This window comes from Nocardioides pini, assembly GCF_026712185.1.
In the GTDB taxonomy this organism is placed as follows: domain Bacteria; phylum Actinomycetota; class Actinomycetes; order Propionibacteriales; family Nocardioidaceae; genus Nocardioides; species Nocardioides pini.
Window position 1 is genome coordinate 294,697 of sequence record NZ_JAPPUX010000005.1, and the last position, 12,810, is coordinate 307,506.

A 12,810-nucleotide genomic window follows, 5' to 3' on the forward strand; every position below is an offset into this window, starting at 1 on the left:
CCCCAACTTGGACGCCGGGACTCACTCGCTCCCGAAGGGGTACGACCGGCACGCGTTCTGCTCGGGCATCCACGACGCGCGGATCTATTGTCCAGGGTGCGTCGATCCCCCGCGATCGATAGCGCATCGGATTCACCGAGGGATCGGCTGTTTCACCTGGACGGTCGCCCGCGTTGCCGTCGAGCCATACTGCCCTCATGCCGAAGTTCGCGTCGGTCGACGACTACCTCTCATCGCTGCCCGCTGAGCAACGCGAGGTGGTGGAGGAGATCGAACGGCGGGTGCTGCGGGTGGTGCCCGGCGCAGAACGCGTGATCCGCTACGACATGCCGACCTGGCAGGTTGACGGCGCTTCCCTCGTCCACGTGGCGGCGTGGAAGCAGCACGTCTCCCTCTACCCCGTGCCACCAGCGGGCGATCCTGATCTGGACGCCGACCTCGCGCCGTACGCCGGAGCGAAAGGCACGCTCAAGCTGCCGTACCTCGAGGTCGACTACACCTTGATCGAACGGGTCGTGCGACGGCTGCTCGAGACTCGCCCTTCGGACTAGGCACGTCTATCGCAGCGTGGCGACACCGTCGAGCACGAGCGTGAGCCCGGACTCGAACTCCTTGCCGTAGTCGTAGCCGGGCTGCAGGACGTGCTCGACGGTCAGCTCGAAGAGGTAGGGGAAGGCCGCAGCGGGGAACGCTTCCATGATGGCCGTGGTCATGGTCGCCAGCTGCGACGCGTCGCGGAAAGGCAGGTTGGCTTCCTGCAGCACGAATCCGTGCACATAGCTGTCGAGCGTCGAGATCGCGTGAGCAGCCGCAGGGATCGAGAATCCTCCTTCGCGAAATGATCGGATCCCCGACTCCAGGAGTCCCAGGGTGGCCGGTCCCGGGGTGTTCCTCGAAGCCATCAAGCTGACGGCCCACGGGTGGCGGAGCAGGACCGTACGAGTCCGGTGAGCCCGTTGGCTGATCGCCTCGCGCCACTCCGTCGACCGGTCGGGAAGCTCGATCTCAGCGGCGACGACGTCGACCAGCCCGTCGAGGATCTGATCCTTCCCGTTGACATGGTGGTAGAGGGAAGCGGCTTCCACACCCAGCTCGCGCCCGAGCCGTCGCATGGTCACGGCTCCGATCCCCTCGGCGTCTGCCACCGCCAGGGCAACTGCCAGCGTGCGCTCCCGGTCCACGGGCGCCCTGCTCGTAGCTTCAGCCGATCGACGTCCCACGCCAGTCCTATCCCTTCATCCGCCTAGACAATCTAACACCGTTAGGGGTACGTTCGAATCTAATCTAACACCGTTAGGGATTCGGGCCTTGACGCCGACGGAAGGCGAGCCATGACCACCCTGAGCATCCCAACAGTGACAGGATCCAGCAGTTACACCTCGAACAGGAGGCCGACCGCCATCGCTGTGGGCACTCTCTTCATCCTCCAGATGGTGACCGCCATGTTCGGGACGAACCTGATCCAGACGTTCGTCGACGGCGACCCCGACCGAGCCCCGCTGATCCTCGGCGTCGCCTTGATGATGTGTTCCGGTCTCGCGGTCGTCGGCATCGGCCTCCTGATGTATCCGGTCCTCAGGGACGTCAGCCCCAGCCTCGCCGGCTGGTATCCGGGGCTGAGGATCACCGAGTGCCTCGTCTCGGCCACGTGCGGGATCTACCTCGCGACGCAGTCGCACGTAGTCCCGAACCACCTGCTGTGGGTCTACGTGCCCACCGGAATTGGCGGCATCATCTTGACGTACCTCCTCCTGATCGGGCGGTTGGTCCCCCGAGCCATCGCGGTGCTCGGTCTGGTCGGATACGTCTCGCTCACCATCGGAGTGCCGCTCGACCTCCTCGGGGTCCTCGACATGGGCGCGGGCGCCGGGCTGCTCCTCCTGGTCCCCGGTGGCCTGTTCGAAGCCTTGTTCCTCCCGGCTTGGCTCATCGGCAAGGGATTCCGGACCACGCAGGCATCGGCCGCGCCCAGTTCACAGACCGCCTGAGCCTGCCTACCGGCGAGCTCGAGGCCCCGCGTCATGCGCCGCACGTCGAGGTGGAGGTCGGATCAGCCTGCGGGCGATCACGGAACTCCGAAGGCTTCGTGCCTCGACCTCGGAGATCCATGGTGGGTGGCGTCGTGCGCGTCTAGTGTGCGAGACATGAAGGGTCTTGTGCTTCGTGTCCGGCTGATCAGCGGGGACAGCATGGATGTCACGTACGAGCACCCCAGTGCAGGGAGTGAGGACGAGGTCATCGACCACGTCGTCGACACCCTCTCGCAGGACTCTGGCGTGCTCCGCTGTGGACATGGCGACCGGCTGTTGGTGCTGTACGCACGGGGGGTTGCCGCGGTGGAAGTGGCTCCCCGCGGCGCGGTCCTCTAGTGACTCTGGTCGCATGACGAGCCGCGACAATCGGGCTGTGCGTCGTCATCTGTGGTGGGTCGTGGGCCTCGTGCTGGTGTGCACCGGCCTTGCGGTCGCACTGTCCGCGAGGGTCGGTCCGGACGACTTCGGTTGGTTTGCCTACTCGCCGGCGACCGCCGGTTCCGACTGGCACATGAGCTGGAGCGACCCGATGAGCAGCGGGTCGGCGTTGATCGTGTCGCGATGGCAGCTCGCGGGCTCGCTGGCCGCGATCCTCGGGCTGATGATCATCGCGGCGGGCGCGGGCTTTCGGCTAGGACAGCGCCGCGGGCAGCCCTCAGAGCAGCAATAGCCGGCCCCGCCGACCACCTCCCGAGCGCACTGATCCCTGCTGACGACTCCCGAGACGTCACTTCTCCTCCGATCGAGGAGTCCGTCGGGCGCCATACTCAGGCATGTTCGACACCCTGCGAGATCGACTGCTCCCTGACACCCAGCGCCGCACCGCTGACGAGCTCGACGACGACCTGAACCTCCGTTCGGGCGATGCCCGGGCCAAGCAGTCGGCGTTCTGGGCGATGCTCGTGCTCTCCGCGATCATCGCGAGCGCGGGCGTCATCACGGACTCCACCGCCACGGTCATCGGCGCGATGATCATCGCCCCGCTGTCCACGCCCATCATGGGGATCGCGCTGGGCCTCGCGCTCGGCCGCCGCAACGGCTCGCTCGTCTACGTGACCCTCGGGACGATCACCGTCGTCGCCATCGGCATCGTGTTCTCACTGGCGGTGCCCCAGGACATCGACCTGCTCAGCGACAGCCAGGTCGCGAGCCGCACGTCTCCCGGGCTCACCGACCTCGTCGCTGCGATCGCCACGGGCTTCGCGGGCGCCATCGCGCTGTGCCGCCGCGACGTCGCCGCCGTCCTGCCCGGCGTCGCGATCGCGATCTCCCTCGTGCCACCCCTCGCGGTGGTCGGCGTCTGCCTCGGCCAGGGCGCCCCCGGCCTCGCCGCCGGCGCCTTCCTGCTCTTCTTCTCCAACCTGCTCGCGATGGTCGCCGCCGGGCTCCTCACGTTCGCCACGCTCGACCCGTCGGCCGAGCGCCGCGCCCGCCGCCGCCCCGGCCTCGTCATCGCCGGTCTCGCCGTCGTCATCGCGGTCCCGCTCGGCGCCAACACCGCCGCCGTCTACGCAGTCGACCGCTACAGCGTCGGGGTCCGGACCACAGCCGCCCAGTGGCTCGCCTCGACCCCCGGCGCCACCGTCACCAGCGTCGACTTCACCTCCCCCGGCGACGTACGGATCAACGTCCGCCACACCGGCGACCTGCCGTCGTACGCCGACCTGCTCGAGCGCCTCCGCGGCGTCATCCCCGACGGCATCGCCGTCCACGTCGATGCGTCGGTCGGCTCCGAGACCGAGGTCGGCGACGTGGGCGCCGGCTGAACGAGCCACCCGATCCGCCGTCCCAGGTCACGGAACCGCAACGAAACGACTTCTCAGGATGCGCGAGGTGAATCCCTCATCGGTCGCTCAGGGGGGCTTGATGTAGTCCTCTTCGGCGGTGGTCCGACGGAACCCCCGAAAACGTCGGGCCACCGTCCTTCGACCGAGGGCCATGGCCGATCCCGCCGGGACGGGCCGCGCCCGGCACCCATGCTGGACCGGCGCCGGCGCCCCGGTCGCGCTGCCATAACGTTGCGGCATGAAGGCTTTGGTCCTGGAGAACATCCACCCGACGGCCGTGGACCTCCTGCGGTCCCGCGGCTACGAGGTGGAGCTGCGCGCGGGCGCCCTGCGCGAGGACGAGCTGGTCGAGTCGCTCGACGGCGTGCAGCTGCTGGGGATCCGGTCCAACACGACGGTGACCGAGCGGGTCCTGGAGGCAGCGCCCGGCCTGGAGGCGATCGGCTGCTTCTGCATCGGCACGAACCAGGTCGACCTCGGCGCGGCCGCCGAGCGGGGCGTCGGTGTCTTCAACGCGCCGTACTCCAACACGCGGAGCGTCGTCGAGCTGGTGATCGGCGAGATCATCGCGCTGGCCCGGAGGCTCCCGGAGAAGACGCAGCGGATGCACGACGGCGTGTGGGACAAGTCGGCACGCGGCAGCCACGAGGTGCGCGGCCGGACGCTGGGCATCGTCGGCTACGGCAACATCGGCACGCAGCTGTCCAACGTCGCCGAGGCGCTCGGGATGCGGGTGGTCTTCTACGACAAGGCGGACCGCCCGGCCCACGGCAACGCCCGCCGCATGGCGTCGCTCGGCGAGCTGCTCGAGACCGCCGACGTGGTCAGCCTCCACGTCGACGGCCGGCCCGGCAACGCCGGCCTCTTCGGCGCGGCCGAGTTCGCGGCGATGAAGCCGCGAGCCCTGTTCATCAACGCCTCGCGCGGCATGGTGGTCGACTACGACTCGCTGCGCAGCCACGTCCTGTCCGGGCACATCGCGGGTGCGGCGGTCGACGTGTTCCCGGTCGAGCCGAAGGCGCAGGGTGACGCGTTCGAGTCCGTGCTGCGCGGCCTCGACAACGTCATCCTGACGCCTCACGTCGGTGGGTCCACCCAGGAGGCGCAGGAGGAGATCGGCCGGTTCGTGGCGGAGAAGCTCGCCGGCTACGCCCTCCAGGGGAGCACGGCGTTGTCTGTCAACCTCCCGCAGGTCCTCACGCCCCCGCTGGACGGCGAGCACCGGCTGGGCTTCCTCCACCACAACGTCCCCGGCGTCCTCGCCCGGCTCAACGCGGTGTTCGCCGAGGCCGGTGACAACGTGATCGGCCAGCACCTGTCGACCAGGGACCACCTCGGCTACGTCGTCACCGACGCGTCGGAGCCCCTGTCGGCCGCGGCCGTCGAGGAGCTGCGGAGCTCGGAGCACTGCGTGTGGGTCCGCACCTGGTGACATCGAGGCCCACGGCGTCGCGCTGATGGGGCGTCCGGCGCGGAGGACCAACGGCCCTTGAGGCCCGGCACGCGCGGGTGCTAGACCCGGAGGTGGGGGGCGAGGAAGACCGCCATGACATCCACTCGTACGCCGGGTCGCGGTAGGGCGACGCTCCCGCCGCGCTGGTTCGTCGTCGCGCAAGGACCTCGACGCCTACGCCGCCCGCCGTCCCTCCGAGACCGCGGTGGTGGTGCTCGAGCCCCGGGACGTGGCGACCCCGGCCGCCTGACCCGGTAGGGAGGACGACGTGCCGATCGAGCGCGCCAGCACCGCGGACCGTGCCTTCCTCGCCATGGAGGGCGGTGGTCGCGCGGAGCAGATCGGCGTGGCGCTGGTGCTCGAACCGGGCCCGCACGGCCCCGACGTCGCGACCCTGACCCGCCTGGTCGGTGAGCGGCTGACGGCGGTCCCACGGCTGCGGCAGCGCCTGGTGCCCACGCCGTGGGGCTGTGGCGGGCCGATCTGGGTCGACGACGCCCGCTTCGACGTACGCCGACACGTGCGCCACGTGGCGTGCCCGCCGCCGGGCGACGAGCGAGCCTTCCTCGACACCGTCGTGTCCGTGGTGGCCGAGCCCGTGCCGGCAGAGGCGCCGCTGTGGTCGGCCGCAGTCGTCACCGGTCGAGCGGACGGTGCGACGAGCCTGGTGGTGGTGCTCCACCACGTCCTCGCCGACGGTGTCGGCGGCCTCGCCGTGCTCGCGGCCCTCGTCGACCCCGGCGGGTCCGCTCCCGCTCAGCCGTTCCCGCGCGAGCGTCCGGCGGCCCGCGAGCTCGCCCTCGACGCCGGGCGCACGCACCTGCGGTCGCTGGGCCGCGGGGCGTGGTGGCTGCGGCAGGTACGCCGTTCCTTCGCCGCCGCCGGCGGGCTCGCACCGCCGCGTGCGGCACCGTGCTCGCTCCTGCAGCCGACCGGGCCCGGTCGCGCGATCGGGGTGGTGGCCGTCGACGGCCGAGCCCTGCGCGAGGCCGCCCACCGCTTCGGCGCCACCGGCAACGACGCGGTGCTCGCCGCGGTCGCCGGTGCCCTGCACCGTGTCCTGCGGGGGCGGGGCGAGGCCGTCGACGCGGTGGTCATCGCGGTCCCGGTCTCCGGGCGCCGGAGCGACGACGACGCCTCCCTCGGCAACCTGGTCAGCCCGATGCTCGTCACCGTCCCCACCGCCGGCGACGCCCGCAGTCGCCTGCTCGCCGTCGCCGGCCAGGTGCGGCGGCACCGCTCCGACGCGAGCGGCCCGCCCCCCATCGCCCTGCTCGGCGGACTGTTCCGACCGCTGGCCGCGCTGGGTGGCTTCCGCTGGTACATGCGGCACCAGCAGCGGCTGCACACCCTGGTCAGCCACGTCCGCGGACCGGAGGAGCCGGTCCGCCTCGCCGGTCACCGGGTCCGGGCCGCCGTCCCGGTCGCCCTGTCGGAGAGCGGCAACATCACGGCGTACTTCGAGGTGCTCTCCTACGCCGGCACGGTGACCATCACCGCCATCGTCGACCCCGACCACGTGCCCGACCTCGACGTGCTCCTGGCCGGGCTGGGCGACGAGCTGGACATGCTCGCCGGCCTCGAGCAGTAGGGCTCCTACACTCGTCGGATGGCAGACCTCGACGCGGTCGAAGCCCGGATCTGGGAGCTCCTCGAGCCCTACCGGGACGAGCTCGAGGACGCCACCATCTACGGGATGCCCTCGCTGCGCTGGCCCGGCTCCGGCGCCCACGACTACTTCGCGGCCGTCAAGCGCAGTGCCCAGAAGGTGTCCCTCTACGCGATCGCCGTGGACACCTGGCCCGAGGCCCTCGAGGGCTCGTCCGAGGAGCTCAGGAAGCGCCGGACCGGGAAGGCGACCTTCTCGTTCCCCTCCCTCGACGACGACCTCGCCGCGCAGCTCGAGTCGTTCCTGGTGCGGCTCTACCGGCCCTACCGCGAGCACCACGCGCGGACGGCCGCGACGTAGGACTCCCGTCCCCGGCTCAGTCGCGTGCCCGCGTGTGCCAGAGCCACGCGATCCCGACGAACGGGAGCACCAGCGGCAGCCACCCGTAGCCGGCGCCGTAGTCCGACCAGACGGTGGCGTCCGGGAACAGCTCGGGGTCGAGCACGGTCAGCGTGCCGACGGTGAGGACACCGACGAGCTCGAAGCCGACGGCGGCCCACGCCAGCCGGCGGGGGTCGGGGCCGACCTCGGCGAGGCCGAGGGTGGCGGCGACGTAGACGAGGGCGGCGACGGCCGAGAGGGCGTACGCCAGCGGCGCCTCCCCGGCCTTGGTGGCCAGCTGCACGAGCGAGCGCGCGGTCGCGGCGAGCGCGAAGACGCCGTACACCGCGACGAGCGCCCGCCCGAGGCCCGCGGAGGTGGAGGTGGACGGGCGGCTCACGACGGCCACACCTGCATGACGCGGACGACGACGAAGGCCTGGGCCAGGCCCGCCACCATCAGCACCGCGGTGGCGCCGCGGCTGCGCTCGGCCAGCGACCACACGAAGCCGATCGGCAGCAGCACGAGCCCCGCGACGAGGTAGCCGAACAGGGTGACGAGGCCACCGCCGGACAGGTCGACGTCGCCGACCTGGACCGCGGCGACCACGAGCAGGACGAGCGTGAGGGCCTCGATCACGGCGGCGAAGCCGAGCAGGCCCCAGTCGGGCGTGCGGTCGAGCACGACGTAGACCAGCACCACCGCCGCGAAGAGCAGCGACGCGGCGAGCAGCACGAGGGGCAGGGGTCCGTCCACGAGTCCTGATCCTCCCAGAGGGGCCCTGGTCTCGTGACAGGCGCTGCGCGCCTTCCTAGACCAGCGGTGAAGCACCTCACAGACCCGTCACAGGCAGGTGGCAGGTGAGCGACAGGTCCGCGGGCGAGCGTCCTCTCCCATGAACTCCACCTACCTGCTCGCCGCCGTCGACCTCGTCGCCGTGCTGGTGCTCGCCCTGGCCGTCTACTACCCGCGCCACCGCCGCGCCGACCTCGTCACCGCCTTCGTCGCGGTCAACGTCGGCGTGCTCGCCGTGACGATCGTCCTCGCCAGCAGCGCCGCGACGATCGGCCTCGGCCTGGGCCTGTTCGGGGTCCTCTCGATCATCCGGTTGCGCTCCGACGAGCTGGGCCAGCACGAGATCGCCTACTACTTCGCCGCGCTCGCCATCGGGCTGATCGGCGGGCTCGGCACCGGTGACGTCGCGCTCTCGATCTCCCTGATGGCCGGCCTGGTCCTCGTCCTCGCGCTCGCCGACAGCCGGCTGCTGCACGCCACCGGGCTGCGGCAGGTCGTCGTGCTGGACAGCGCCGTCACCGACGAGCGCGACCTCGTCGCTCGGCTCGAGATGCTCCTCGACGCCCGGGTCACCCGGGTGACGCCGGTCCGCGTCGACCTCGTCGACGACACCACGACCGTCGAGGTGCACTACGCCGCCGCACCGCGTCCTGCGGTGCCGGTGGCGGAGCGCCACGAGGCCGCGGCGGTCACCCGGTGAGCGCCGTCGACCGCCTGCCCGCTGTCTCCCTCGACGAGCTCAACGACGTCGCGCAGCTGCTGACCCGCACCGACCGCAAGTACGTCGTCCCGGCGCGCGAGCTCGACGCCGTGGTCACCGGCATCCCCGGCCTGCGGGTGCTCGAGGTCGACGGCCGTCGCGGCTCGCGCTACGAGTCGACGTACCTCGACACCGTCGACCTCGCCAGCTGGACCGGCGCCGCGACGAGCCGGCGACGCCGCTGGAAGGTCCGCCGCCGCGTCTACGCCGACACGGGCGAGCGGTGGCTGGAGGTGAAGACCCGCGGCCCGCGCGGCACGACCGTCAAGGAGCGGCTGCCGCACGACGGACCGGACGTCTCCGGCGACGCGGGCGCGTGGGTGGTCGACCGGCTCGGCGCCGCCGACGTCGACGGCGTCGACCCGTCCGGCCTCGTCGCGACGCTGCACACCAGCTACCGGCGTACGACGCTGCTCCTCCCCGGCGGCGCCGGGCGCGCCACCGTGGACCGCGAGCTGCGCTGGGTGTCCGGCCACGGCACGGCCCAGGTCGGCGAGGCGTTGGTCGTCGAGACCAAGTCGGGCACCCCCCGCCCCGGCCCGCTGGACCGACGGCTGTGGGAGCTCGGCCACCGGCCGGTCCGGATCTCCAAGTACGGCACCGGGCTGGCGCTGCTCACCCCCGACCTCCCCGGCAACCGCTGGCACCGCGTCACCAGCCGCCACCTCGCCGGCCACCTCACCCTCCGCGAAGGAGCACTCGCATGAAGCACGCCGTACGCCGCCGGCTGGCGGTCGCCACCGTCGCCGCCTCCCTCACCCTCGGCGGCTGCGCGTCCGACGACACCGAGGAGCGGGCTCCGGCCACGACCGGCGTCACCACCGCCGCCCGCGACGTCGCCGACGGCACGGGTGTCTGGGACGCGACCGAGGTGCACGCGATCGAGGTGGAGGTCGACGAGGACGCCGTCGCCACGATGGTCGACACCTACTGCGAGACCGGCGAGAAGGAGTGGCTCGAGGCGACCGTCACCATCGACGGGGAGGTCTTCGAGCGCGCCGGCATCCGGCTCAAGGGCAACTCGTCGCTGCGCAGCGTCAGCGAGGACGCCGACCCCACCGACCTGCCGTGGCTGGTCCGGCTCGACGAGCTCGTCGACGACGCGTCGGTCGACGGGTGGAGCGAGCTCGTCGTGCGCTCCAACAGCTCGGCGACCGCGCTCAACGAGGCGGTCGCGCTCGACCTGCTCGCCGAGGCCGGACTGGCGAGCGAGCACGCGGTCGCATCGTCGTTCAGCGTCAACGGCGCCGACGCCCGGCTGCGGCTGGTCGTGCAGGGCCTCGACGAGGAGTGGGAGGCGGAGAACTTCTCCACCGACGGCCTGCTCTACAAGGCCGAGGCCGAGGGGGACTGGTCGTGGCGCGGCGACGACCCGGACGCCTACACCGACGTCTTCGACCAGGAGACCGGCGAGGAGGACCTGACCCCGCTGATCGACTTCCTCGACTTCATCAACAACAGCAGCGACGAGGACTTCGCCACCGAGCTGCCGGAGCGGCTCGACGTGCAGGCGTTCGCCCGCTACCTGGCCTTCGAGGAGCTCGTCGACAACTTCGACGACATCGACGGGCCGGGCAACAACTCCTACCTGCGCTGGGACGCGGAGTCCGGTGCCTTCACCGTCGTGGCGTGGGACCACAACCTCGCCTTCGGTGCGTCACCCGGCGGTGGCGGCTTCCCGGCGCAGGACGGCGAGCGGCCCGAGCGCCCCGAGGGCATGCCGACCGACATGCCGACCGACATGCCGACCGACATGCCGAGCGGGGGCATGGGCGGGCCCGACGGCCGGGAGAACGTCCTCGTCGAGCGTTTCACGGCGGTGGAGGAGTGGTCCGACCTCGTCGAGCAGGAGAAGGCCGACCTGACCGAGGAGCTGTACGCCAGCGGCTACGCCGAGGACGTCCTCGACCAGTGGGCCGGCGTGCTCACCGAGCAGGCGGGTGACCTCGTCGACGCGGACACCGTCGAGCAGGAGGCCGACGCGATCCGGGAGACGATCACCGGCTGACCGGCTCCAGACGTCATGGGGGGTGGTCGCGCGGGCAGCCACTCGCCATGACGTCGTACGCGGACGTCATGCCACCCGGTCGTCCCGACGACCAGCCCCCATGACGTCGGACCAGACGCGCAGGGGCCTCGTGACGGTCGCCGCGCGACCTCCTCGACCAGCGGGTCCCGGCGATAGCCTGACGCGGTGGCGTCGCCGCCCGGGAGACAGCTCGTGGCCTCCGTCGCGGCGGTCGTCGTCGTCGCGGCGGTCGTGGGCGCGCTGGTCGGCGGGTTCCCCGACCTGCACGTCTACCGGTACGCCGGTCGCGCCGTGCTCGACCAGTGGCCGGCCTACCGGCACGACGACCCCGTCACCGGCTACCCGCTGACCTACCCTCCCTTCGCCGCGATCCTGATGGTGCCGCTGGCGCTGCTGCCGGGCTGGGCGGCGGCCGGGCTGTGGACCGGGCTGTCGGGGGCTGCCTGGCAGCCGTCGTCGTGCTCGTACGACGTGGGTCGGGTCACCGCGTCACCTGGGCCTGGGTGCTCGCTGCGTCGGTCGCCGCGCTCGCCCTGGAGCCCGTGTGGCAGGACCACGTGTTCGGGCAGGTCAACGCGATCCTCATGCTCCTCGTCCTCGTCGACGTGCTGCACCCGGAGCGGCGGTGGTCCGGGGTGCTCGTCGGCGTCGCCGCCGGGGTGAAGCTCACGCCGCTGGTGTTCGTCGTGCTCCTCCTGCTGGTCGGGCAGCGCGCGGCCGCCGCCCGCGCCGGGGCGACCTTCGCCGCGACGGTCGTCGTCGGGCTGGTCGCCTTCCCCGGCGCACCGTCGTACTGGACGGACGGTCTGCTCGACCCGACCCGCGTCGGCCCGCCGGCCCTGGCCCACAACCAGTCCGTGGCCGGTGCGCTGACCCGGGTGCTCGGCGCACCACCCTCGACGGTCCTGTGGGTGGCCGTCGCCCTTCCGCTCGCCGCGGGCGTCCTGGTGGTGGCGAGGGCGTGGTGGCGCCGCGGTGACCGCGTGCTCGCGGCCTGCCTCGCGGCGCTGGCGATGCTGCTGGCCTCGCCGGTCTCGTGGTCGCACCACTGGGTCTGGGCGGTGCCGACGGCGCTGGCGCTGTGGCAGCGCAGCCGGGTCGCGGCGGTGCTCTGGACGGCGGTGTTCGTCGCCCGGCCGATGCTGTGGCTGCCCTGGGGGCAGGGCAGGGAGCTCGACTGGCGCTGGTGGGAGCACCTGCCCGGCAACGCCTATGTGCTCGCGGCGCTCGGGGTCGCCGCGTGGCTGGCACTCAGGTCGCCGGGAGCTCCGCCATGGCGTGGTCGGCGATCTTCTTCATCATGAAGCCGTCGAGCCCGGCGCCGACGAGACCGCCGGCGATCGGGATGCCGCGGCCGAAGCCGGCGAGCGTCTTCTCGCCGACCCCGCGCATGAGGCGGAAGCCGACGGCCTTGTTGATCATCATCAGCGCCGCCGGGGGCAGGCCACCGAGCGCGTACGTCGTCGCGCGGCTGCTGACGCTCGACATGCCGAGCTTTGTGAGCACCTCGTCGGCCTCCGCGCCGACCAGCACCAGCAGGATCGCGCTCCGGACCCGCGGGTCGTCGACGTCGTAGCCGCGCAGCACCGCGACGGCGCCGACCATCCGGACCGCCTGGAGGTAGAACTCCGCGACGTTGACCGGCAGCGCGACCGGCATGGTGACGTAGCCGCCGACACCCGTGACGAAGCCGCCGACACCGCCGGTGAAGGTGGTGCGCCGGGCCACGGCGGCGATCGCCTTATCGCGGTCGCCGCCGGCCTTGCGCAGCGCCTCCGCGGCCACCTCGCGGACCGGGTCGAGCGGACCGCGACCGTCGAGGCCGACGTCGAGCAGCATGGTGACCATCCGGTCGATGGCCCCGTGGTCGGGGTGCGCGTCGCCCGCGGCCTCCAGGGCCGACCTGGACGTCGGCTCGGAGCGGTCGCGGGTGACGAGGTCCTTGAGTCCCATGCGGCAACAC

15 protein-coding genes and 1 pseudogene are annotated in these 12,810 nt (G+C 72.0%); 12 read left to right on the top strand and 4 right to left on the bottom strand.

Annotated features, from left to right (window positions below; genetic code table 11):
* Positions 1–197 precede the first annotated feature (197 nt).
* Positions 198–551: an iron chaperone gene (locus tag NYO98_RS18290; protein WP_268113197.1), complete on the top strand. Its 354-nt coding sequence runs from the start codon at positions 198–200 to the stop codon at positions 549–551.
* A 6-nt stretch (positions 552–557) separates the two neighbouring features.
* On the opposite strand, the gene NYO98_RS18295 is transcribed toward NYO98_RS18290, so the two are convergent.
* The gene (locus tag NYO98_RS18295; protein WP_268113199.1) at positions 558–1,181 is read right to left on the bottom strand and encodes a TetR/AcrR family transcriptional regulator; all 624 of its coding nucleotides are present in this window, start codon (positions 1,179–1,181) and stop codon (positions 558–560) included.
* 150 nt (positions 1,182–1,331) lie between these two features.
* Here NYO98_RS18295 and NYO98_RS18300 point away from each other — a divergent pair, with 150 nt between their 5' ends.
* The 7 genes from NYO98_RS18300 to NYO98_RS18330 all read left to right on the top strand — a co-directional run bounded on the left by NYO98_RS18300 (position 1,332) and on the right by NYO98_RS18330 (position 7,242).
* The gene (locus tag NYO98_RS18300; protein ID WP_268113200.1) at positions 1,332–1,988 is read left to right on the top strand and encodes a DUF4386 domain-containing protein; all 657 of its coding nucleotides are present in this window, start codon (positions 1,332–1,334) and stop codon (positions 1,986–1,988) included.
* A gap of 156 nt (positions 1,989–2,144) precedes the next feature.
* Positions 2,145–2,369, top strand: coding sequence for a hypothetical protein (locus tag NYO98_RS18305; RefSeq protein ID WP_268113202.1), 225 nt, complete (start codon positions 2,145–2,147; stop codon positions 2,367–2,369).
* 13 nt (positions 2,370–2,382) lie between these two features.
* Positions 2,383–2,703 carry a hypothetical protein gene (locus tag NYO98_RS18310; RefSeq protein WP_268113203.1) on the top strand — a complete coding sequence of 107 codons (321 nt, stop codon included), beginning with the start codon at positions 2,383–2,385 and terminating at the stop codon, positions 2,701–2,703.
* 103 nt (positions 2,704–2,806) lie between these two features.
* Positions 2,807–3,799 (top strand): DUF389 domain-containing protein, encoded by a 993-nt coding sequence (locus NYO98_RS18315; RefSeq protein ID WP_268113210.1) that lies wholly within the window; start codon positions 2,807–2,809, stop codon positions 3,797–3,799.
* 259 nt (positions 3,800–4,058) lie between these two features.
* Entirely contained in the window at positions 4,059–5,252 is a 1,194-nt protein-coding gene (gene serA / locus NYO98_RS18320) for a phosphoglycerate dehydrogenase (RefSeq protein WP_268113211.1), read from the top strand.
* 289 nt (positions 5,253–5,541) lie between these two features.
* Positions 5,542–6,864, top strand: coding sequence for a wax ester/triacylglycerol synthase domain-containing protein (locus NYO98_RS18325; RefSeq protein WP_268113212.1), 1,323 nt, complete (start codon positions 5,542–5,544; stop codon positions 6,862–6,864).
* A gap of 18 nt (positions 6,865–6,882) precedes the next feature.
* Complete coding sequence (locus NYO98_RS18330; protein ID WP_268113213.1) at positions 6,883–7,242, top strand: hypothetical protein; 360 nt, start codon at positions 6,883–6,885, stop codon at positions 7,240–7,242.
* Positions 7,243–7,258: 16 nt separating this feature from the next.
* Here NYO98_RS18330 and NYO98_RS18335 read toward each other — a convergent pair whose 3' ends face one another.
* Positions 7,259–7,663, bottom strand: coding sequence for a hypothetical protein (locus NYO98_RS18335; RefSeq protein ID WP_268113215.1), 405 nt, complete (start codon positions 7,661–7,663; stop codon positions 7,259–7,261).
* Entirely contained in the window at positions 7,660–8,019 is a 360-nt protein-coding gene (locus NYO98_RS18340; protein ID WP_268113217.1) for a hypothetical protein, read from the bottom strand. Before NYO98_RS18340 ends, NYO98_RS18335 begins: the two co-directional genes overlap by 4 nt.
* Positions 8,020–8,158: 139 nt before the next feature.
* On the opposite strand from NYO98_RS18340, the gene NYO98_RS18345 reads away from it, so the two are divergent.
* The 4 genes and pseudogenes from NYO98_RS18345 to NYO98_RS18360 all read left to right on the top strand — a co-directional run bounded on the left by NYO98_RS18345 (position 8,159) and on the right by NYO98_RS18360 (position 12,151).
* The gene (locus tag NYO98_RS18345; protein ID WP_268113218.1) at positions 8,159–8,758 is read left to right on the top strand and encodes a DUF4956 domain-containing protein; all 600 of its coding nucleotides are present in this window, start codon (positions 8,159–8,161) and stop codon (positions 8,756–8,758) included.
* Complete coding sequence (locus tag NYO98_RS18350) at positions 8,755–9,525, top strand: VTC domain-containing protein (protein WP_268113219.1); 771 nt, start codon at positions 8,755–8,757, stop codon at positions 9,523–9,525. Before NYO98_RS18345 ends, NYO98_RS18350 begins: the two co-directional genes overlap by 4 nt.
* Positions 9,522–10,826: a CotH kinase family protein gene (locus tag NYO98_RS18355; protein WP_268113220.1), complete on the top strand. Its 1,305-nt coding sequence runs from the start codon at positions 9,522–9,524 to the stop codon at positions 10,824–10,826. Before NYO98_RS18350 ends, NYO98_RS18355 begins: the two co-directional genes overlap by 4 nt.
* Positions 10,827–11,222: 396 nt before the next feature.
* Positions 11,223–12,151, top strand: a pseudogene (locus tag NYO98_RS18360) (glycosyltransferase 87 family protein).
* Here NYO98_RS18360 and NYO98_RS18365 read toward each other — a convergent pair.
* A complete protein-coding gene (locus NYO98_RS18365) occupies positions 12,099–12,800 on the bottom strand; it encodes an EcsC family protein (RefSeq protein ID WP_268113221.1) in 702 nt (233 codons plus the stop codon). The pseudogene NYO98_RS18360 and the gene NYO98_RS18365 sit on opposite strands and share 53 nt — an antisense overlap.
* Positions 12,801–12,810 lie beyond the last annotated feature (10 nt).